General features: G+C 70.5%; 21 protein-coding genes. 7 read left to right on the forward strand and 14 right to left on the reverse strand.

Going from position 1 to position 20,804, the window contains the following annotated elements; translation table 11 throughout:
* Positions 1-131 precede the first annotated feature (131 nt).
* From OG700_RS17230 to OG700_RS17240, 3 genes are read left to right on the forward strand one after another with little or no spacing between them, the layout of a single operon-like run.
* The gene (locus tag OG700_RS17230; protein ID WP_405614477.1) at positions 132-968 is read left to right on the forward strand and encodes a helix-turn-helix domain-containing protein; all 837 of its coding nucleotides are present in this window, start codon (positions 132-134) and stop codon (positions 966-968) included.
* On the forward strand, positions 965-1,201 hold the full coding sequence (locus tag OG700_RS17235; protein WP_405614479.1) for a DUF397 domain-containing protein: 237 nt from the start codon (positions 965-967) through the stop codon (positions 1,199-1,201). Before OG700_RS17230 ends, OG700_RS17235 begins: the two co-directional genes overlap by 4 nt.
* Positions 1,202-1,214: 13 nt before the next feature.
* A complete protein-coding gene (locus OG700_RS17240) occupies positions 1,215-1,925 on the forward strand; it encodes a WYL domain-containing protein (protein ID WP_405614481.1) in 711 nt (236 codons plus the stop codon).
* A 96-nt stretch (positions 1,926-2,021) separates the two neighbouring features.
* Here the strand turns inward: OG700_RS17240 and OG700_RS17245 are convergent, their stop codons facing one another.
* From OG700_RS17245 to OG700_RS17255, 3 genes are all read right to left on the reverse strand, one after another.
* On the reverse strand, positions 2,022-2,654 hold the full coding sequence (locus OG700_RS17245; RefSeq protein ID WP_405614483.1) for a DUF4232 domain-containing protein: 633 nt from the start codon (positions 2,652-2,654) through the stop codon (positions 2,022-2,024).
* Positions 2,655-3,074: 420 nt separating this feature from the next.
* Positions 3,075-4,946, reverse strand: coding sequence for a hypothetical protein (locus OG700_RS17250; RefSeq protein ID WP_405614485.1), 1,872 nt, complete (start codon positions 4,944-4,946; stop codon positions 3,075-3,077).
* Positions 4,943-5,842: a hypothetical protein gene (locus tag OG700_RS17255; RefSeq protein ID WP_405614487.1), complete on the reverse strand. Its 900-nt coding sequence runs from the start codon at positions 5,840-5,842 to the stop codon at positions 4,943-4,945. Before OG700_RS17255 ends, OG700_RS17250 begins: the two co-directional genes overlap by 4 nt.
* A 208-nt stretch (positions 5,843-6,050) precedes the next feature.
* Here OG700_RS17255 and OG700_RS17260 point away from each other — a divergent pair, with 208 nt between their 5' ends.
* Positions 6,051-6,647 carry a HEAT repeat domain-containing protein gene (locus tag OG700_RS17260; RefSeq protein ID WP_405614489.1) on the forward strand — a complete coding sequence of 199 codons (597 nt, stop codon included), beginning with the start codon at positions 6,051-6,053 and terminating at the stop codon, positions 6,645-6,647.
* On the opposite strand, the gene OG700_RS17265 is transcribed toward OG700_RS17260, so the two are convergent.
* From OG700_RS17265 to OG700_RS17275, 3 genes are all read right to left on the reverse strand, one after another.
* Positions 6,626-6,928 carry a DoxX family protein gene (locus OG700_RS17265; protein WP_405614491.1) on the reverse strand — a complete coding sequence of 101 codons (303 nt, stop codon included), beginning with the start codon at positions 6,926-6,928 and terminating at the stop codon, positions 6,626-6,628. The two genes, OG700_RS17260 and OG700_RS17265, sit on opposite strands and share 22 nt — an antisense overlap.
* 243 nt (positions 6,929-7,171) lie before the next feature.
* Positions 7,172-7,378 carry a hypothetical protein gene (locus OG700_RS17270; RefSeq protein WP_405614493.1) on the reverse strand — a complete coding sequence of 69 codons (207 nt, stop codon included), beginning with the start codon at positions 7,376-7,378 and terminating at the stop codon, positions 7,172-7,174.
* Positions 7,379-7,433: 55 nt separating this feature from the next.
* Positions 7,434-8,222 carry a hypothetical protein gene (locus OG700_RS17275; RefSeq protein WP_405614495.1) on the reverse strand — a complete coding sequence of 263 codons (789 nt, stop codon included), beginning with the start codon at positions 8,220-8,222 and terminating at the stop codon, positions 7,434-7,436.
* A 206-nt stretch (positions 8,223-8,428) separates the two neighbouring features.
* Between OG700_RS17275 and OG700_RS17280 the strand changes: the two genes are divergently transcribed.
* Positions 8,429-8,896 carry a GNAT family N-acetyltransferase gene (locus OG700_RS17280; protein ID WP_405614497.1) on the forward strand — a complete coding sequence of 156 codons (468 nt, stop codon included), beginning with the start codon at positions 8,429-8,431 and terminating at the stop codon, positions 8,894-8,896.
* Positions 8,897-8,996: 100 nt separating this feature from the next.
* On the opposite strand, the gene OG700_RS17285 is transcribed toward OG700_RS17280, so the two are convergent.
* From OG700_RS17285 to OG700_RS17310, 6 genes are all read right to left on the reverse strand, one after another.
* Positions 8,997-9,398, reverse strand: a complete 402-nt coding sequence (locus OG700_RS17285) for a hypothetical protein (RefSeq protein ID WP_405614499.1) — start codon at positions 9,396-9,398, stop codon at positions 8,997-8,999.
* The gene (locus OG700_RS17290) at positions 9,395-9,658 is read right to left on the reverse strand and encodes a hypothetical protein (protein ID WP_255293314.1); all 264 of its coding nucleotides are present in this window, start codon (positions 9,656-9,658) and stop codon (positions 9,395-9,397) included. The genes OG700_RS17285 and OG700_RS17290 overlap by 4 nt, the downstream gene beginning before the upstream one ends.
* Positions 9,659-9,763: 105 nt before the next feature.
* A complete protein-coding gene (locus tag OG700_RS17295) occupies positions 9,764-10,732 on the reverse strand; it encodes a hypothetical protein (protein ID WP_405614501.1) in 969 nt (322 codons plus the stop codon).
* A 175-nt stretch (positions 10,733-10,907) separates the two neighbouring features.
* Positions 10,908-11,210: a hypothetical protein gene (locus tag OG700_RS17300; protein WP_405614503.1), complete on the reverse strand. Its 303-nt coding sequence runs from the start codon at positions 11,208-11,210 to the stop codon at positions 10,908-10,910.
* 5 nt (positions 11,211-11,215) lie between these two features.
* The gene (locus OG700_RS17305) at positions 11,216-13,510 is read right to left on the reverse strand and encodes a serine/threonine-protein kinase (RefSeq protein WP_405614505.1); all 2,295 of its coding nucleotides are present in this window, start codon (positions 13,508-13,510) and stop codon (positions 11,216-11,218) included.
* A 71-nt stretch (positions 13,511-13,581) separates the two neighbouring features.
* Positions 13,582-15,981, reverse strand: coding sequence for a protein kinase domain-containing protein (locus tag OG700_RS17310; RefSeq protein ID WP_405614507.1), 2,400 nt, complete (start codon positions 15,979-15,981; stop codon positions 13,582-13,584).
* A 260-nt stretch (positions 15,982-16,241) separates the two neighbouring features.
* Here OG700_RS17310 and OG700_RS17315 point away from each other — a divergent pair, with 260 nt between their 5' ends.
* Positions 16,242-18,338 (forward strand): serine/threonine-protein kinase, encoded by a 2,097-nt coding sequence (locus tag OG700_RS17315; protein ID WP_405614509.1) that lies wholly within the window; start codon positions 16,242-16,244, stop codon positions 18,336-18,338.
* Positions 18,339-18,350: 12 nt separating this feature from the next.
* Here the strand turns inward: OG700_RS17315 and OG700_RS17320 are convergent, their stop codons facing one another.
* Positions 18,351-18,728, reverse strand: a complete 378-nt coding sequence (locus tag OG700_RS17320; protein WP_405614511.1) for a DUF4267 domain-containing protein — start codon at positions 18,726-18,728, stop codon at positions 18,351-18,353.
* 113 nt (positions 18,729-18,841) lie between these two features.
* Here OG700_RS17320 and OG700_RS17325 point away from each other — a divergent pair, with 113 nt between their 5' ends.
* Entirely contained in the window at positions 18,842-19,510 is a 669-nt protein-coding gene (locus OG700_RS17325) for a TetR/AcrR family transcriptional regulator (RefSeq protein WP_405614513.1), read from the forward strand.
* Here the strand turns inward: OG700_RS17325 and OG700_RS17330 are convergent.
* Positions 19,494-20,777 (reverse strand): adenylosuccinate synthase, encoded by a 1,284-nt coding sequence (locus OG700_RS17330; RefSeq protein ID WP_405614515.1) that lies wholly within the window; start codon positions 20,775-20,777, stop codon positions 19,494-19,496. The two genes, OG700_RS17325 and OG700_RS17330, sit on opposite strands and share 17 nt — an antisense overlap.
* Positions 20,778-20,804: the final 27 nt, after the last annotated feature.

Raw genomic sequence — 20,804 nt, forward strand, 5'->3', positions numbered from 1 at the left:
AGCGTTTCCCATGGTGTGACGGGAGCCGTCAGATACCGGTTGACCTGCAAGAACTCCCGTTACGTGAGGTCGAATTCAGCGAGGATCAGTTGTGACCGGTTGAGTCCGGTCGAGTCGAAACGGTGATCGCAATGGCGCGAGCAGAGAACAAGGAATCGGCAGGCCCGGCGACGCGATTGGTGGCGCACATCGCCCGCATGATGCGTCTACAGAAAGGGATGACACAGGAAGAACTCGGCGCCGAAACGGGCTTCTCGGCGGCGGCCATCAGCGCGATGGAGACCTGCGCGCAGCCGGCGAGCGATCAGATGCTGGTGGCGCTGGGCCGGGTGCTGGGCGATGAGCTGGGCATCTTCGAACACGCGCGGGACTACCTCCGGCTGGACAAGTACCCGGCGCAGTTCAAGAACTACGTGCTGCTGGAGCAGAAGGCGGTGGGCCTGTGCCTGTACGCGACGCTGGTGGTGCACGGCCTGTTCCAGACGGAGGCGTACGCGCGTGCGCTGATCGGCGGCGGCTATCCTCCGCTGCCGGAACAGCGGGTGGAGGAGCTGGTCGAAGCGCGGATGGCGCGGAAGAAGCTGTTCGACCGGGAGCCGGTGGCGTTGATCGAGCTGATCCTGGAGGAGTCGGTACTGCGCCGCACGATCGGTGACGCGGAGATCATGCGTGACCAGCTTTCGCATTTGGCGGAGTGCGCGAAGCGCCGTAACGTGACGCTCCAGGTGCTCCCGCTGGACTGCGGCCTGAGCGGCGAGTACGCGGGCGGGCACGGCGAGATGGATCTGATCGAGACTCCGGAGCACGACCGTCTGGTCTACCTGGAAGCCCAGGAAGAGAGCCTGCTGATCTCCGACCCGGCAAAGGTCAGCACCTACACCCAGCGCTATGCGAAAATCCGATCACAGGCCCTGGGTCCTCGTGAATCGCTGGGCCTCATCGAGCGGTTGGCAGGAGAACAGGAATGACCAGCACCTTGCGGTGGTTCAAGTCGAGCTACAGCAACGCCAGCGGCGGCAACTGCGTCGAGATCGCCTTCGACTGGCACAAGTCCAGCTACAGCAGCGACAGCGGCGGCAATTGCGTAGAGGTAGCCACCTGCCCCCACGCCGTCCACGTCCGCGACTCCAAGCTCCACGAGAGCCCCACCTTCACCATCGCCCCAACCGCCTGGACGGCGTTCCTCACCTGGGCCGAATAGCAAGGTGCCGCACGTGGGACGGGCCGCTCAACTGCGGGCCGTCGTTGCCCCGCTCGCGGTCCGTCCGTACCGGCTGCATTTCGCGGCGCGGATGCTGTCGTGGACCGGCTCGGCGGTCGGTTCGATCGGGCTAGCGTTCGCCGTGCTCTACATCGGCGGCGGCGCCACGGGACGCGCACATCGCGGACCGGCTGGCCGAACTGGACGCGGCGTTCGTGCACACCCCGAGGTCCGACGAACGCACGGTCTCCCCGGGGCGTTGCTGGAACTGGCCACCGCCTGCCGACGAGGTGAGCGCGTCCGGCCGGCCTACCGCGACCGGCTGGACCGGGCCACGGTCCGGGACGTCGACCCGCACCGCCTGGTGCGTACGGGCCACCGCTGGTACCTGGTCGCCCTGGACGTCGCGCGGGGCCAGTGGCGTACCTTCCGCGCCGACCGCGTCACCGAGGCCCGTCCGACCGGCCGGCTGACCGACCTCGCCGACCCGCCGGACGCCGCGCTGCTGGTGTCCCGCATGCTCACCAGCGGCTACCCGCTCCACACCACGGTCCGGGTCGCGCTGCCCCTGGACCAGGCGCTGCACCTGATCCCCCGTAACCTCGGCGTCCACGCGTCGGACGGCGCCCACGCCACCCTGGTCACCATCGGCGGCTCGACCCCGGAGGAACTGGCCACGTACCTACTCCGCCTGGCGACGCCCCCGCGCGTCCCTGACCCCTGACTCGGTCCGAACGGCCCCGCACACCCGGATCGGGGCTCTGCTCAGCGCCAACGCCAACGCCGTCGAGACTCCGGGGCGTACGGGTCAACCCCCGGATCAGCCCTCGCCCTGACCGGCGCTGCCCATCGGGCCGACCTTCACCGGGGAGCCGCCGGCCTCCGTGACGGGCAGGGTCCCGGCGCCCGGCCACTCCAGCGAGAACGACTTCGTCTCGTTCGGCGGGGTCACGACCAGCGACGTGACGCTGGTACCGGAGCCGCCCGAGTCGTTCATCGGGTAGTTGACGCCGAAGAAGATCGACTCCCCGGCCTTGAGGGTGGTCGTGTCCGCCTTCTCGCCGGTGCGCTCCGCGGAGATGGTGCCCGAGTCGGTCTCCAGGTCGACGCCCGCGTACGCGGCCAGCGCGCAGTCCTGGCCGCCGCCGTTCTTGAACTCCACCGCGACGGTGCCCTCGCTGTCGCCTCCGACGGTGGCGTCCGCCGCGGTGATGTCGAGATCGTCGGTGCGGCACTTGGCCACCCCGCCGGCCCCGGCGGCCGCGTCCTTCGAGGCGGAGTCGGACCCGCCGTTCTCGTCCGAACCGCCCGAGCCCGAATCGTCGGACGAGGAGGACCCGGTGGACGTGGACGACGGGTCGCCCTGCCCTGTGAGGTCTTCGTCATTGCAGGCCGTGAGCGAGAGGGTCGCGGCAACGGCCAGGGCGGCGAAGGTGAGCTTGCGAACGCGCATTGTTTCTTCCTCGGCATCGGTTGTGGGGGCCGGCTGCTCGGTACGAGTGGGTACGAGCGAGCGTTTCTGATCACCTAGAGCCGCCCCGCCCGGCGCGGCGTTCCGACCAACCGCCGCCTAATACATCCCTGTTACACGCACAGCGGGCCACGACACACACCACCACCGGGCACACCCCGCCCCAGGGGCCGCCTCCGGCGGGCCGGGGCGGTGGTTCCCGTCACCGTTCCGCCCCGGCCCCCGGCCACCACCCGCTGGGACAGACCCGTAACCCGAAGGCCCTTGACCCCAACCGGTGGCCTCCCCTCCGCAACCCGCCCCACCCGCCCGGGGGGGCCGGGTCCGAGCGCGCCGGAACGTCAGCCGTTGGTCACCGGGCCACCGGGCCACCGGGCAAGGTCCGATACCCCTACACCCCTACTACGCTCTGTCCCGCTCGGCGAGGACGTACTCCATCTCGTCCTGGAAGTTCGCGTCATCGTCGTCGTCATCGCGAACCCCGTCGTAGATCTTGGGCACGGGGATGTTCATCTGCTCGTGCTCCACCATCCAGGAGTTGCGGAAGAAGTCGAACTGAAGGTGGTAGCAGTCGTCGGACTCGGTGAAGAGGATCGGCGGGACGACGAAGTCCGCCACCCCGACAGTCGACTCGACGTCGATGTACATGTCGGGAAAGCCGCCCCAGTTCCAGCAAGCGGCGAAGTTCACGGGTGTCAGTGACTTCTTGCCGAGCACATGGATGGAGTTCCCCCGGATCACGAACTTGTCGGGATCGAGGAGCACGTCCTCGCCGAGCATCACGACCGGTGCCGGCATGATGTGCGCCTTCGAGGCGGTCTGGGCGTCCTCGTACAGCCCGATGATCTCGTCGTGACGTGTGGCGTCGAAACTCTCCGAGCGGTGGAACGGGCAGCACATGTCGTCGTCGTGAGGGTCTTCCGGATCGGGGAAGAAGAGAGACTTGTCGATCGGTGCGACGGCCGAATCGCTGGGCCTGTCCCGGAGATGGGCGGGAATCCAGTCGGTGTTGTCCGCCTCGATCACCTCCGTGTCGCAGAGCGCGCGGAACGCCGAGTCACCGATCTTGCAGTTGAAGTAGTCGAGCAGCGCGATCGTCGCGCATTCGGTGAGCGAGAGTTTGTCGCTCTTGGCGAACCAGAAGTCGTAGCCGTTCGCGACGAATCGCACGCCACGGAAGTCCTTGTGGACGTAGGGCTCGCTGTCGGTACGGGGGACGAGACCGTTCCAGTGTGCGGCGGCGACCTGGTTGTAGTACGCGTCGGCGTGGCGGGCGAGTTCGGGGGCGAAGACGCTCTCGCCCGTCAAATAGCAGGCCTTGCTGAACAGTTCACCGATCTCGGGATCCTGCGTAAATTCGGTCTTCGGTGCGGCGAAGACGAGTTCCGTACGGAGGAAGACCTTGCGGCCGTCGGCGTACGGTGCGCCCTCGTGCTCGTACCGCTGGTCGAAGACGACGCAGGTGAAGGCGTCGATCTCGGTGAGAGAGGCGACCGGGGTGAGGTCGAGGGCGGGTTCGGCCGAGCCGCCGGTGAGGTAGAGCAGGACCGTGTAGCGGGAGATGTGCCGGCGTCCCGCGTCGTAGTAGGGCGTGTCGCGGTGGCGGTGGAAGTTGGTGTCGTCGGGCTCGAAGCGGTTGCACCGGAAGACGGGGTTCACGTGCGAGAAGCCGTCGCGCAGCGGCTCCGGCAGCGCCTGTGCCATCGCCCCGGTGAGCGCGTCCGCGAGCAGCGCCGAGTGGAAGATGTAGCGCTCGCCGCCGCGCGAGACGGCGTTGAGCGGCGGGACGTAGAGGTTCAGCGTGTCCAGGCGCTCAAGGCTCGCGCGGGCGTCGGCCGGGAGCCGCAGCGCGAACGCGTGGACACCTGCGGCGAGTTCAGCGCGTTCGGTGAGTTCGAGGTCCAGGGGCACACCGGTGAACAGCCGGTCGAGCGGCAGGATGTTCTCGTACGTACGGAACGACAGCTCACGCGGGTCGACGAAGACGGCGGCCAGGTACGGCGCGTCCTCGCTGGGCCGGGCGAACAACTCCCGTACGTCGGCGTCGATCAGCTCCGCTTCGACGAAGCGCACCGACTTGTGGCGCGCGGTCGGGTGCCAGGAGATCGCGAGTCCGTCGATGGTCGCGGCGAACTCGGTCTCGGTGGCGTTGACTTGGGCGCGGTAGTGGGCGACCTCGTCGGCGGGAGCCTGGCCGGCCGACAGGGTGAAGAACTGGTCCCGGAGCTCGACGCGGGATTCGTCGCGGAGTTGGTCGCGGAGTTGGTCGCTCATACGCTCCTCCAATAGCTGCGCAGCGTGGCGGGGATCCGGGAGTCGAGCGCGAGCTTCTTCGCTCCGGCGTCGGAGACATCGGCGCGGTACAGCAGAAGGCGTTCGACCGAGCCGATGAAGGGTGCGGCGAGCAGGGCGTCCACGCCCTCCTCACCGATCTCGTTGTAGCGCAGGTCGAGTTCGACAAGCCGCTCGAAACGGTGCAGCGAGCACATTCCCCGCGCCGTGAGCGCGTTGCGCTGGAGGTGCAGGCGACGGAGACCGCCGAGGGCGGGGGACGCGGCGAGGGCTGCCAGCCCGGCGTCGTCCATGGCGCAGTAGCGCAGGTCGAGAGTCCGGATCCGCCCGGTCGCGAGCGACGCGGCGAGGGCCTCGGCGCCGGGCCCGCCGATGCGGAGGTATGAGAGGTCGAGCTCGACGAGGCGGCTGAGATCAAGTCCCGCGAGAGCGCCGGCCGCTACGAGCGGTGGCGGGGCCGGCTCGCCGTCCTCATCGAGCTCCCCCTCCCAGTCCTCGTAGTCCTCGTCGTCCTGGGCTGCCGGCGCGATACACAGCGCGGTCACGAAACGCTCCCGCAGGGCGCGCTCGATCAGCGCGGGCGCGTCGTCGGACCAGTCGACGGCGACCTTCGTGGCGAACCCGTACCGGCGCGTCACGGCGGTCACCCCGTCCGGCAACTCGGCGTCCCAGCGGTGCCGATGCTCTGCCACGAGTGCGTCGACGTCCCGCCGCAGGGCCTCGCGATCGGCGGGCCGCGAGCGTGCGTGGCGCCACTCCATGCGGATCAACTCGCCCCGGACATCGCCCTGTTCGGTGAGGACGTCGCCGTAGGCGAGCCACGAGGCGTCGCCGTCGGGACGGTCGTGCGGTAGGTGTTCCCCCGGTGCAACTTCCATACGCCGCAGCCTATTTGACCGAGCATCGATCGAACAAGTTTTCGAGACCAGGGTGGTGGGCCACGGATCCTCGATCAGTCGGGATGGCCATCCGGGCACGGTTCCCTCTTCGGCTCGCGCGGCTTCGACGCCACGTGAACGACAAGGGTCGCGCCCTCGCGCGACGGCACCGCCAACACCCCGCCGAACAGACACCAAGGAATTCTCAGTGCGATTCCAGAGCGCCCGTATCGTACTTCGAAACGAGAACCCCAGGCAGGCCACGATCGACCTCCTCTCGGGAAGGCTGGGGCCAACGGAAGCCCGACGCCACAGCGAACCGGAATCCTCTCTGACCACCGTGGAAATCGTTTGGCGAATCAACGATGACGTCGAGTTGCACTACCTGGAAGACGCGAACTCGAAGGCGGGCTTCACCGTCACGACCGGCGAAGATCGCGAAGGAGTCGCCGAGTGGGCAAGCATGGCCTCGGCCTACATCGGGGCCTGGACCGACAAGGAACTCTTGGACGGCGTCACCGGGGCCACCGATTCAGGGGTCCGGTCGCACCTGCTCCTCCTGGCAGGTCTCGGATCCCCAGGGGATTTCGATGATCGATTCTTCTCGGTCATTTCCGATGAATTCGACAATGCCGACCCCTTGGTACGCATGGGCGCCGTCTGGGCATCCTCATACTCCGCGTGGAAGGAATACCTTCCGAAGTTGCGGTCATTGGCAGCCCACGATCCCGAGCCAGACATCCGAAATGTCGCCCAGAGTTTCGTGGATATCATCGATGTGCGTCATGTCCGGCCTGCGAAGTAGGCAGTCGCGGCGACGGCGAGCAGCAAGTACAGGCCGGGGAAGGCGATGTCGTACAGGACGTGGGCGCGCGGGTGAGCGGTGACCGCACCGGCGGAGAACAGGCTCAGGCCGACGCCGGCAGCGAACCCGAGCCACAGGACGCCCGCGAAACCCGCCAGGAGACCCGCGGCCAGGACGCGGTCCGGTCCACATGGTTGCGCGCCGCCGCCTCCGCAGGCACCAAGGAGCCCGTCGCGAACCCCGCAGGGTGGTTGACCACGGTCACCGCGCGGTGTCCTCAAGCGACCGCGGTACGCCGAAGTGGCGCAGCAGCCGGCGCCCGTACTGCCCGCCGGGCGCGTTGCCCCGGGACTTGAGGCGGCGCAGTCCGCGCTCGATCGTCCCCGGATCGCACGGCAGCCCTGCGGACGGACCGGCCCGCCTCCACGCTCTGCCGCTCGGCCTACCTCCGGCGTCACCGACGCCCGGACGGCGTTGAAAGGCCGTTCCACATCGCGTACACCCATCTGGCCTGGCAACCGAGGTCAACGCCGCCCGCCGAGCACATCGGCCACCGCCAGATGCTCGAACTCCTCGCGTAACGGGACGCCGTGGCGCCGGACGACACCTGGATCCTCGCCGGTGGTCTTCAACGCGGTCTCGCAGAGCGCCGTCCTCGGGGCCACCCTGGAACAGGGGATGGAGGAGAGCTGCCGTCGCTGACCGAGCCCTCGGACCACCTGCCTCTTCACGTCGACTTCGCCACCACCGGCCCGTAGCCGTGATTGAGCACATGGGCCGCTGGGCTCACCTGCCGGCGTCGAGCCCCACGCACAGGACGAGCACGCACAGCTCCGACGAGTCGTCCTGCGGCGGCTCCGCGCTCGGGGGCGGCGGCGGGGGCGGCTGTGCCGGTGAAGTGGGCTTGTCCGGCTGGGGTGTTGGCTGTTCGGCGGTGGGCGGAGTCTCGGGCGCCGCAGGGGCGGTCGGCGACTGCGGGCGCGTCTCCTCGGCGGGGCCGGCGGCACCCGTCTGGGTCTGCGGCGACGTCGTCCTCTTCGCGGGGGCCGGCGAGTCGGCGGCACCGGACGGGCGGGTGCCGCTGCCGGTCTGCCGGGGGTCGCCGGTACGGGGCCGCTCGGCGTCCGTACCGCTGGCGCCTCCGTCGGCGCTGTCCGCGCTGTCCGCGCCGCCTGCCGACGGTGCGGTCGGGGCCGTCGACGGGTCCGGTACCGAGGACGCCTGGGCGTGGCTGACGGACGGCCGGGACGACGGCATGAAGGCGAGGGTCAGTCCGCCGCCGACCAGCGCGACGGTCGACGCGACCACGGCCCGGCGCCGCTGCTTCCTCCAGTCCGCCAGCCGGCGCCGCCGGGCGGCACGCCCCGTCGCCGAGGGCGTGGTGGGACCGACCGGCACATCGGCCTCCGGCTCCGACTCCGGGAACCCCGGGAACGCGTCGAACTCCCGCGTGTGCGATATCTCCGGCATCACCGCGGCCGACATCACCGCGGCCGTCGTCGGAGCGTGGTGGCGATGCGAGCCGGCGGGCGCGATGTCGGGGGCGTAGGCACCACAACCGGGGCATACGAACACCCCGTTGAGCGTCCGCCGGCACGTAGAGCAGTAGTCCATCCGCGATCTTTCTGTGCTGACTGCGCCGCCGGGAAGCCGACGACCTGTCGGATTTCGCACTCGGGATCGAGCGCGAACAACATAGCGACCTCTCCGGGAGGCCATGCGGACCCCATGTGCCGCTCCTGCGAAGATCACCTCTCCACCAGCCCGAGGAGTTACCGCCGTTGATCCGTCTCCGCGAAGTGCGTGACAGCGATCTGCCCGCCTTCTGGGACCATCTCTCGGACCCCGCCGCGCGCCACGTCGCGGCCGTCACCAGGAACTACCACTACGACAAAGGGCACTTCGACGCCCACTGGTCGAGAATCCGGGCCGATCCCGACGTCGTTGTGCGTACCGTGATCGCCGACGACGAGGTGGCCGGCCACGCCGCCGTGTACGGTCCCCCGGACGAACGCGAGGTCACGTACTGGATCGGCCGGGCGCGCTGGGGCCGGGGACTCGCCACGGCAGCGCTCCGGGCACTGATCGATCTCGCCGCCACCAGACCGCTGTACGCCCACGCCGTGGCCGACAACGCGGGATCGATCCGGGTACTGGAGAAGTGCGGCTTCGCCGTCACCGGCCACGGCACGGGCTACGCGCGGGCCCGGGACGGCGAGATCGACGAAGTGCTCCTGACCCTGAACTGACGGCCCAAGGCCGCGCCGCCGCCGCGGGCGTGACGACGGGGACCGGTCGGCCGCCGGGGGTACGGGCCGGGAGCGCCCGGCCCGTACCCCCGTGAGCCGCCTACCGCTGCTCAGGCAGCCGGATCGTGCGTACCAGCGGCATGTCCGCGTACAGGTCCGGATCGATTGTGACCACCGGGCGTCCGTCCGGCCAGTCCACGGTCGGGCGGGACAGATGGATCGCCTGGCCGAGCCGCCACTCGACTCCGTCCTGGAGCAACGCTCCCACCGCCTGGGCGCCCGCGAAGTCCAGCGCCACGATCTCGGCGGCCGGCAGTGCGCCGACGTGGTCGGCCAAGCCCTTGCGTCTGCCGTCGGCGGCGGCGAGGCAGAGAGCGGGCACGTACACGTGCCGCGTCGGGCCGTGTTCCGTGTTGGACAGGAACTGCGAGGCGAGCCAGTTGCCCGCGCCGAGCGCGATGAGTGCGGTCTCGTCGTACACGACCGCCGTGGACCCGCTCACAGGCTGTCCACGGGCCGACCGGCCTCCAAGTCCTGCCAGACCTTTTCGGCCCTGTCGTGGTCCTCGTCGGTGAGCGTCACGCCGAAGTGCGTCTCGCAGTACGCCTTGGTCGCCTCGTACCGCAGCCGCAGCTCTTCCTTGGTGGGCGTCGCCCCGGCAAGCTCGGCGATCAGGTCGCGCATCGTCAGCCCTCGCTCGCGAGCGAGGATCATGAGGCGGTCACGGACTGCGGGGTCAACCTTGACGGTGGTGTCGGCCATGACGACAGTATACCGGCGGTATACCGTCTCGGGTGGCCGTTCCAACTGAATGGTCATCTCATTCCTTCTCTAGGGTGACCCGGCCCCCTCTCGGGGCCGGGAGTCTCACATCGCCGCGCGAACCCCGTCGGCCACAACCTCGTCGGCCATGGCCCCGCCCGCCAGGGCCTCGCGGGCCAGCGCCCGCCCCCTACGGGCCGCCGCCGCGAAGCCGCGCGTCTCGGGTGTCGGGGGTGTCGGCGCGCAGGCGCGGCAGGGGCCGCCCGAGGGCGGCTGGGGCGCGCCGCAGTCGTCGCACTCGGCGCGTGGCGCCGGCGGGGTGGGGCGCGGGGGCCGGACCGGCGTCTTGCGGCGCAGGCGGTCCGCGAGCAGGCCGGCGGCCGACAGGACGGGGGCGGGGAGCCTGCCGGTCAGCGCCGCGCGCAGTTGCGCGTCGCTGGCACCGGCCTCCCGCCACTCACCGACCAGCGGCGCGAGGCGTACCGCCTCGGCCGTACCGAGCGTGAGCCGGGGATCGCGGCGGCCGAGCGAGAGCAGCAACTCCGTTGCGGAGCGCAGGTGTTCGGGGACGCTCAGCTTGGGCAGCCGGCGCTTGCGCACCGGCACCGCCACCGGCCGTGTCACCGGCACCGCCACCCGCTCCCGCTCCCGCTCCAGGGAGGGAGGTTCTTGTCCACCAGTCTTTACTCCCGTAGGGAGCGGGCCCGTGTCACCGGCGGCCCCGCCACCGGAGGCCAGGTTCTGGCCATTCTCCGCCGATTCGGCTGTCACCCGATCCGTGTACGGATGGTCGAACACCTCGTACACCGTGGAGAGTTCGCCGGACTCCGGGTCCTTCACCAGCACCCGGCGCAGATAGTGGGAACGCTCCAGGTCAGTCAGCGCGTCGGCGATCCGCGCACGGCCTTCCTTGCGTTGCTCGGCGAGCGACCGGATCGACGCGCGGGCCCCGGAGGGCAGGCTCAGTAGGTACAGCAGTACGCCTGCCGCGCACCACGAGATGCTGCGATCACGCAGCAGCGCGTTGGTGAAGGTGGAGAACGAACGCGTGGGCGTTGTACGGTGAACGCGCATGGGGAGGTACTGCTCCTGGTGTCGAGCCCCCGGGTGTTACCGCACCGCGGGGGCATTCTCATGTCCGATGCCGGATCCGGCATCGACTCCGTGACTGTAACGCCACACACCGTGATGATGGCAAATGCCAAAGCCGTGATCCGAGCGGGAAGTTGGGCCCTCCGGAGCCCGTAAATCACGCCCCCGGCGACCTGCTGCGACCGAGTAAATGTCCGCTTCTCCAGGGCCGTTGGCCGCCCGTCGGCCCCGTACGGAGTTCACCCGTCCGAGTGAGCACGGCGCCGTCGCCCTGGCCCGCTCCCTGTTCCTCAAGGGCGCGCCCGCGCACCCTGACCGTCGCCGCCGGGCTCGGCGCGGCCTCGGCGACGACCATCGCGACGTAGAAGGTGCCCAGGAGAAAGAGCACCGTCCGCGCGCCGTAGTACTTCCGGTAGGTGTTGAGGATCGGCGGCGCGGCAGGGGCGACCCTTCCGCGCACAGACCTCACGGCACGTTCGCCGTCAGCACCGTCCCGTCGGCGAACGCCAGGAACACCACCCCGCCCGAGACCAGCATCGACGTGGGCGTCTCGTCCTCGGGCCAGCCCTCGAAGCTGCGCCGGCCCGCCGTCTCCTTGCCGTCCGCCAGCGACAGGCTGCGCATGTCGCCGGGACCCGCGATCAGCACCTGGTCGTCCGCCACCACCGCGAGGCTGCCCAGCGCCCACTCCGCCGTCGTCCAACGGCGTTCGCCCGTCTTCACGTCGTACGCGTCGAGCCCTTGGCGGTTGGGCTCGTCGGCCTCGACCAGGACCGTGCCCTCGCGGCTGAGCCCGACGGGCAGCGTGGTGTCGTACACATCCACCCTCTTGAGCGTGGCACTGTCCCGCGTCCCCGAATCCGGGCAGGACACGTACGGCCCGCCCCTGGCCATCGCCATACACAGTTCCGGCAGCTCGGCCACCGTCCTGCCGGTGGCCGCGTCGAGCACGAAGGTCGCGAGGTAGCTGACGAAGAGACGGTCACCGTTGCCGACGATGTCCAGGGTGTCCGGGTCCGGCCCGTTGAGCACGCGCTCCCACAGCTGCTTCCGGCTGTCCGCCGCGAACGCGCGGAACATCATGTTCCGCGATCCGCCGACCCCGGAGGAGCCCTCGTACGAGGTGTAGAGCCTCCCTCTGTCGACCCGGATCAGTGCCGACCGGTAGCCGGGCTCGCCGGGCAGCTTGGCCACCAGCTCGCCGCTCTCGATGTCCAGCACGGCGAAGCCGTCGTCGTCCGCCGCCGGGGTGTAGACCCGCTTCGCGTCCAGGTCCAGCGTGCCGAAGTGGACGACTCTCTCCGCCGTACCCTCGGCCGGATAGCGCCACTTGGGGGTGCCGTCCGAGGCGTTACGGGCCTCCAGCCACCCGTTCAGCTGGTTCTCCCTCTCGGGCTCCGCCTCGATGAACGAGCAGACGACGGTCGTGCCGTTGAGCGCGCACTCCTGCGCCTCGTTCGCCGCGGCTCCCGAGGTGGCCACCGACCATGGGGACCAGCCGTCGGGGGCCTTCGCGCGGTCCGTCGCGTCCGGGCCGAAGTCGCTCGTGACACTCGTGACGGTCACGGCGGCGGGCGGCGCGGACGCTCCTCCCGTACCGCCGCCACTTCCACCGCCCCCGCCCGCACCCTCGCTCTCGCCCTGTCCGCCACCTGAACCACCGCTGCCCGTAAGGGAGATGATGACCGCCGTCGCCACCCCGACGACGGCGGCGGCGCCGACACCGATGCCCCACCTGAGCCGGTTGACGCGGACCCGCGGCGGCGGAAGGGGAGGCGAAAGGGGAGGAGCGGGCGGGACCTGGGCGGGTGGCACCCGGACCGGCGCCAGCAGTGCCCGGCCCACCGCGACCTCGTACTCGCCGATCTGCTTCCGTACGTCCTGCGGCCACGGAAAGGCCCCTTCGCGCGCCGCCGGCGCCACGCCCGGACGGGCCGCGGCTGTCCCCACCGGATCGAGGATCCGCAGCAACTCGCCTGTGGTCGGCCGCTGTTGGGGGTCCGTGCGCAGGCACGCCTCGATCACGTCCCGCAACTCTGCCGGCACGCGCGCCAGATCGGCGCCACCCCGCGCGATCCGGTTCACCACGGCCGCGAACTCGCTGTCGTGGAAAGGTCCTTGGCCCGTGGCGGCGAAGCAGAGCACCGCACCGAGACAGAACACGTCCGACGCCGCCGTCACCGACCGGTCGGCCGCGACATGCTCCGGCGACATGAAGCCCGGTGAGCCGACCATGACGCCGAGCGCCGTGAGCGCGGTCGCGTCGTACGCCTGGGCGATACCGAAGTCGATCAGCCGCGGGCCACCCGTACCGAGGATGATGTTGCCCGGCTTCAGGTCCCGGTGCACGAGCCGCGCGCCGTGCACGGCGGCCAGCCCGCGCGCCAGATCGGCTCCCAACTCCCTTACGGCCAACGCCGGCAGCGGGCCGGACCGCTCCACCGCCTCGTCCAGCGTGGGGCCGACGACGTGCTCGGTGGCCAGCCACGGCTGTTCGGCCGCCGGGTCGGCGTCGACGAGCGCGGCGACGTACGGGCTGCGGACCGCCCGCGCCGCCTCCGCCTCACGCCGGAATCGCAGCCTGAAATCGTCCTGGGCGTCAAGATCCTGACGGACCGTCTTGAGCGCGACCAGATCGTGCGGTCCGCCGCCGGGCGGCAGCGCCAGGTGGACGGTGCCCATACCGCCGGAACCGAGACCGGCGAGCAGTCGGTACGTCCCGACCTCGTACGGGGCGTGGGCATCGAGCGGGCGAAGCACGGCGTCAACTCCTCATCCGGAACAGTGCACTGCCCCTTGCACTGACACTTGCATTGACACTCACTCAGATCTCAGCCGGGCAGTTCCATCGAACGCACCGTCCCGTCGTGGAACATCAGGAACACCACCCCGCCGACCGAGATCAACTCCGGCTCCCAGACCTGCCCGTCGACGTCTTGACCGTCGTCACCGAGACCGCTGACGGCCCGGTTGCCGGGGGCACCCTCGATCCGCGATCTGGTCCCCGTCGGGGCGTCCCCCGCGACCGGCAGCGTGTAGAGGAACTCGTTGTCCAGGAACACGGCCGTGGAGCCGACGACCGACGCCTCGGAGTACAGGTACCGCCCGTCCTTCGGAGCGGGGAGGAACGTGCCCACCGTGCGCGGCGTGGGGTCGCCCCCCACGTAGGTGTCGATGAGCTGCATCCTGGTGCTCCGGCTGTCCGGTGCGAGGAGGTAGTCGCCCGAACCCACCGCCACCAGATCCTGCGGCCGCCAGTCCGGCCGGTCCTCCCGGGGGGAGTCCACCTGTTCCAGCGTCTCCGCGTCCAGGGCCACGCTGCCCTTGCCCTCGATCCCGCACAGTACCTCGCCACGCGTCACGCGCACGCTCACGCAGTTGCCGCCCAGCTCGCCCGGCACGGTGTACGGCGTCGGCTTGCCCGTACGCGCGTCGAAACCCGTCAGTCCGCCGTCCGTCGACGCGAGGAGGCGCCCGCCCGCGAACGCGTCGGGACCGAAGCCGCCGTATCCGACCTCCGCTCCGACGTACGCCGACAGGGCGCGCTTCCACAGCGGTTCGCCCGTGTCCGCGTCGAAGGCGTGCACCTCGGTGCCCTCGCCCCGGGTGGTGAAGAACACGACGCCGTCGCCGACCATCGCCTCGCCCACATTGGCCAGCCGCACCGTTCCCTCGGCCTTCAGGGGCTGCTTCCAGCGCACCGTGCCGTCCTTGAGGGACCGGGAGCGCACCATTCCGCCCTCGGTGGAGAGCACCGAATCGCCGTAGATCACCGGGTTGGTGGCGTCGCCGGGGATGTACATACCGCTCGACGCGCCCAGCAGCGGCACCGCGTCGGGCTCCGCCGACGGCACCGTCCAGCGCGGTTTGCCGTCGGCCGCGCCGACCGCCTCAAGGCCGCCGTAGAACATCCGGCACACCAGGATCTCGCTGTTGAGGGAGCAGTCCCAGGGCCGACCGCTCAGCTTCGCCGCCCACGGCTTCCAGCCGTCCGGGCGGGCCGCCGGGTCGACGGGGAAGTGCCGGCTGCGGTCGGCGCCGTGCTTGTCGAGTCCGACGAGCGTGGACCGCGTCTCCTCCCGCGAACCGGCTTCCGGCGCGGGGGAGTTGGGGGCGGCGTCGTCCTGGAGGGCGCGCAGGCCGAAGGCGCCCAGGACACCGAGAGTGAGCGCCCCGGCGACGACGGCGATCATCGTGTTGCGCCGACGGGGCACGGTGGTCGGTGGCGGTTGACGCGGCGGGCCGGTGACCGTCTCCGCGCTGTGCACGGGGGCCGCGCCCGGCATGGTCGGCGCGCGCCCGGCGAGCGGCCCGGCGTCCCGTACGGCACGGGTCAATTCGCCTTCGTACAGGTCGACTTGGTCCCGCACCCCGGCCGGCCAGACGACAAGATCCTCGGCGCCCGCGTCCCGGAAGCGCGCCTCCAGCACGATCGCGTCCGGGCGCGCCGACGGGTCGGGCCGCAGACAGTCCTCGATCAGCGCGCGCAACTCGCCCGGTACGGCGTCGAGTCGGGCCTCGGCCTGCGAGATGCGGTACAGCACGGCCGCGACCGGCCCCGTACCGAACGGACCCTCGCCCGTGGCCGCGTAACAGAGCACGGACGCCAGCGCGAAGACGTCGGAGGCGGGCACGACATGGCGCCCGCCCAGCACATGCTCGGGCGACATGTAGCCCGGTGAGCCGACCATCGCGCCGGTCGCCGTCAGGGTGCTCGCGCCGAAGTCGCGGGCGATGCCGAAGTCGATGACGCGCGGACCGTCCGCGCCGAGCAGGACGTTCGCGGGCTTCAGGTCACGGTGCAGGACCCGCGCGTGGTGGATGCCGCGCAGCGCCCGTACGAGGCCGAGACCGAGGCTCCGCACGGTCTCGACCGGCAGCGGGCCGGCCTCCCGTACGGCACGGTCGAGCGTCGGGCCCGCGACGTACTCCGTGGCGAGCCAGGGTGCGGCGGCGTCCGCTTCGCCGGCCAACAGACGTGCGGTGAAACGGCCTTCGACCGCGCGGGCGGTGGATATCTCGCGCCGGAAGCGGTCGCGGAAGGCGGCTCCGCCACTCGCGAGCAGATCGGCGCGGACCACCTTCACGGCGGCGAGCGACGCGGCGCCGCTCGCGGCGGGGCGGGTGTCGGCGCCCAGATACACCTCGCCCATGCCGCCGGCGCCGAGGCGGGCGAGGATGCGGTACGGCCCCACCTGGCGTGGTGACCGTTCAAGAAGCTCACCGAGCATCGGACGTACGTCCCCCGTTCCCCGTCGTTGATGGTGCGTTGGCCGAAGGTGCCGCGAAGGTGCCGCGGAAGTGCCTCGAAGTCGCTCCGAACGCAGTCCTACAGCACTCCGAAAGCACTTCGAAAGCATTTCGAACGCGCTTGTGCCACAGCTCGGCCACAGGCGCCCGGCCAGTCTGTCCGGGTCCCGGCCACTGTGCAAAGATCCCATGACATTCGGCAGTTGGTATCTGACCGTCAGTCAGGAGAGGCACAGGCAACGTGGAAGCGCTGACCCCGGACGACCCGTCCCGCATCGGCCCGTACCGGCTCCTCGGCAGGCTCGGCGTCGGCGGCATGGGCCGCGTCTATCTCGCCAGGTCCGAGGGCGGCCGAACGGTCGCGGTGAAGCTCGTACGCCCGGAACTCGCCGAAGAGGAGGAGTTCCGGCGGCGGTTCGCCCAGGAGGTCGCCGCCGCGCGGCGGGTGGGCGGCGAGTGGACCGCGCCGGTCCTCGACGCCGACACCGACGCCCGCGAACCGTGGGTCGCCACCGGCTACGTACCGGGACCCTCGCTGCACGCCGTGATCGCCGACCGGCCGCAGCCGCTGCCGGAACGGTCGGTGCGCATCCTCGGCCACCGGCTCGCGCAGGCGCTCACCGCCATCCACGCGGCCGGTCTGATCCACCGCGACCTCAAGCCCGCCAACGTGCTGGTGACCATCGACGGGCCGCGCGTCATCGACTTCGGGATCGCCCGCGCGCTGGACGCCGTCACCGGCGACAACCGGACGCGTACGGGTGTCGTGATCGGGTCGCCCGGCTACATGTCGCCCGAGCAGGTGCGCGGCGAGACGCTGACGCCCGCGAGCGACGTCTTCTCGCTGGGCTCGGTCCTCGCCTTCGCCGCGACCCGGCGGCAGCCGTTCGGTACGTCGACCAGCGGCATGCACGCGGTGATGTTCCGCATCGCGCAGGAGGAAGCCGATCTGACGGGGCTGCCGGACAGCCTCGCGGAGCTGGTGCTCAGCTGTCTCGCGAAGGATCCCGCCGCACGGCCCACGCCGGCGGAGGTCGCGGCCCGGACGGCGGACGAGACGAACGACGGCGACGACGCCGACGCCGACCTGCCCTGGCTGCCGGGCGCGGTGCTCGCGGACCTCGGGCGACGGTCCGCGGAGCTGCTGGAGGCGGAGACGCCCGCCGCGCAGTTCCCGGCGCGGCCGTCCGGGCCGCCCCCGGCGGCGACACCGCCCCCGCCGCTGGCCCCACCGCCACCGCTGACGCCGCCCCCGACGGCGGTCGAGCCCCCGGCACCGACGCCGCCGCCCACTCCGCCGCCGACCGCACCGGCAGCCACCCCGACTCCCACGCCCACCCCGCCCCCGACCCCGGCTCCGGCTCCGCTGGGCGTGTTCGGGGCCCCCACCCCCGTACCCGAGCCGCGTCCCGCACGTGGCAGGCGCACCGCGCTCGTCGTCGCGTCGGTCGTCGTGGCCGCCGCGCTGATCGCGGGCGGGGCGACATACGCGGTGATGAGTCTCGGCGGCAACGACGGGCCGGACGACAAGGCGAAGGACAGCACGTCCTCGGACAAGCAGACGCCCCCGGACAAGGGGTCCGACACGCCGGACGGGTCCGGCGACTCCGACAAAGCCGACGATGCCGCGCCTCCGGCGGTCGAGGGCGTCATCGCCAAGGACTACCTCGGCACCTGGCAGGGACCGGGCAAGAACGGCGACGAGGACGTCTCGCTGCGCCGCCTGACGATCACCCAGGGCTCGGTGGGCGCGGACGTCGCCACGACGTTCAACTCCTTCGACGACCTGCTGTGCGAGGGCGCGGCGAAGCTGATCTCGTTCGACAACCTGATGGTGCTGGAGTCCCGTTCGGTCACCAGCATCCCCGAGGACGGCTGCTCGGACGGCGGCCGGCAGACCATCCGCGCCAACGGCGACGGCACGCTGACCTGGACGAGCGACGACGGCGGCGAGACGGCGGTCCTCAGCAAGTTCACCGAGTCCGCCGAGCCGATCCCGGAGAGCTTCCTCGGCACCTGGACGCAGGAACCGTCCACCGAGGAGGACTCGACCGAACCCGAGGGGAAGACGACCCTCGTCCTGAGCCAGGGCGAATACGGCACGGTCGTCGCCAAGTACACCGGGGACGGCCCCTCGTACCACTGCGAATGGGAGAGCGTCCTGGTCGACGCCAAGCCCGAGGGCCTGCGTCTGGGCCCCCAGATGGTGACGGCGGCCGAACCGGAGGACCAGTGCGAGGAGTTCGGCACCCGCACGGTCAAGATGAAGGGCGCGGACGCCATGACCCTCACCTGGGTGGGCACGGACGACCCGAACACCTTCCGCCGCGCCGAGTAGCCACCACCGCGGTCACCCGACGAGCAGGAGCACGCTGATCACCAGCATCACCACGGCGGTGGCCCCGTGGATGCCGTAGACGGCCGCCTTGGGCCCGTTGCCGCGCAGCACGATCAGCGCGTCGCCGACCGGTACGCAGGTGGCGGCCAGCATGAACCAGCCCAGTAGCTGGGGTGTCGCGCCGGCCAGCAGGATGAGGACGAAGACCCCGGAGGCCATGTCGCGCACGGCCTTGACGGACAGCCAGGCCCGGAAGTCGGGGTCCTCGGTCCGCGTACCCGGGATACCGAAGCCGACCGCGGCCTGCGGTGCCCAGAAGGCGCGGGCGCCCATGAAGATGATGCCGACGCCGATGAGTCCGGCGAGCACGCTGGCGACGTTGGTGAGCATGGGTCGCATCCCCTCTCGGTGGCAGCGCCGGCCATGGTTTCTAGCGGCGCTAGTAGTTGTAGCGACGATAGACCTAGCCTCGACAAGATGTCTAGCGTTGCTAGAATGTGGCCATGTCCGCCATCAACGAGCGCCGCGAACGTGCACGCGCCCACCGGCACCAACTGATCATCACCGCCGCACGCGAACTCGCCGAGACCGAAGGCTGGGAGGCGGTGACAACGCGGCGGCTGGCCGAACGCGTCGAGTACAGCCAGCCGGTGCTCTACAGCCACTTCAACGGCAAGGACGCCATCGTGCGCGCCGTCGCCATCGACGGCTTCACCGAACTCGCCGCCCACCTGCGCCACGCCCGCCACACCGCCCCCGAGCCGGGCCAGGCCCTGCGCGCCGTCTGCCGCGCCTATCTGACGTTCGCGACCGAGCGCCCCGCGCTGTACCAGGCCATGTTCGTCCTGCCCACCGACCTGAAGTTCGCGAGCACCGAGACACCGCCCCCGCTACGGGCCTGCTTCGACGAGTTCGTCAACTGCTTCCCCCCGGCCAACAAGCGCCGCGAACTGTTCGCCGAAGTCACCTGGAGCGCACTGCACGGCATGGCCGTGCTGTCCGCCAGCCACCGGATCCCCTCGGACGGCCAGGAGGAACGGCTCGATTTCCTCATCACCCAGATCGCCGGCACCCATACGGCATTCGCGTCCGGACACAGCTCCGCCCCGGTGGCCGTACCTCCCACCGGGGCGGCTTCGGGGCCGAACCCAGGGGCTACAGGAACGAGTTGATCTGGATCGTCTCCGTACGGCCCGGACCCACGCCGATCGCCGAGATCGGGGCGCCCGACATCTCCTCCAGCGCCTTCACGTAGTCCCGCGCGTTCTTCGGCAGCTCGTCGAAGGTCTTCGCCTTGCTGATGTCCTCCGTCCAGCCCGGCAGGTACTCGTAGATCGGCTTCGCGTGGTGGAAGTCGCTCTGGCTGTACGGCAGTTCCTCGACGCGCTTGCCGTCGATCTCGTACGCCACACAGACCGGGATCCGCTCCCAGCCCGTGAGCACGTCCAGCTTGGTGAGGAAGAAGTCCGTCAGGCCGTTGACGCGGGTCGCGTAGCGGGAGATCACCGCGTCGAACCAGCCGCAGCGGCGGTCGCGGCCCGTCGTGACGCCGCGTTCGCCGCCGATGCGGCGCAGCGCCTCGCCGTCCGCGTCCAGCAGCTCCGTCGGGAACGGCCCCGCGCCGACGCGCGTCGTGTACGCCTTGAGGATGCCGATGACCCGGCTGATCTTCGTCGGGCCGACGCCGGAGCCCGTACACGCGCCGCCCGCCGTCGGGTTGGACGAGGTCACGAAGGGATACGTGCCGTGGTCGACGTCCAGGAGCGTGCCCTGGCCGCCCTCGAAGAGGACGACCTTTCCGGCGTCGATCGCGTCGTTGAGCAGGAGCGTGGTGTCGCTGACGTACGGACGCAGCTTGTCCGCGTAGACCAGCAGCTCCTCGACGATCTTCCCGGCCTCTATGGCGCGCCGGTTGTAGAGCTTGGCGAGGATCTGGTTCTTGAAGTCGAGCGCCGCGTCGACCTTCTGGATCAGGATCGACTCGTCGTAGAGATCCTGGACGCGGATACCGACCCGGTTGATCTTGTCGGCGTACGTCGGGCCGATGCCGCGGCCCGTCGTGCCGATCTTCCGGGAGCCGAGGAACCGTTCCGTCACCTTGTCCATGGTGGTGTGGTACGAAGTGATCAGATGCGCGTTTCCGCTGATCAGAAGCTTCGACGTGTCAACGCCACGGTCGTTGAGCCCACTCAGCTCGGAGAGCAGGACGGCCGGGTCGATGACAACGCCGTTGCCGATGACCGGCGTGCACTCAGGTGAGAGGATTCCGGAAGGGAGAAGATGCAGCGCGTATTTCTGGTCGCCGACGACGACCGTGTGGCCGGCGTTGTTGCCGCCCTGGTAGCGCACCACATAGTCAACGGATCCACCGAGCAGGTCGGTGGCCTTTCCCTTGCCTTCGTCACCCCACTGAGCACCGAGCAGCACAAGTGCGGGCACAGGCGTACACCCCTTCCGGGCGGGGCA

Source organism: Streptomyces sp. NBC_01508 (genome assembly GCF_045040315.1).
Taxonomy (GTDB): domain Bacteria; phylum Actinomycetota; class Actinomycetes; order Streptomycetales; family Streptomycetaceae; genus Streptomyces.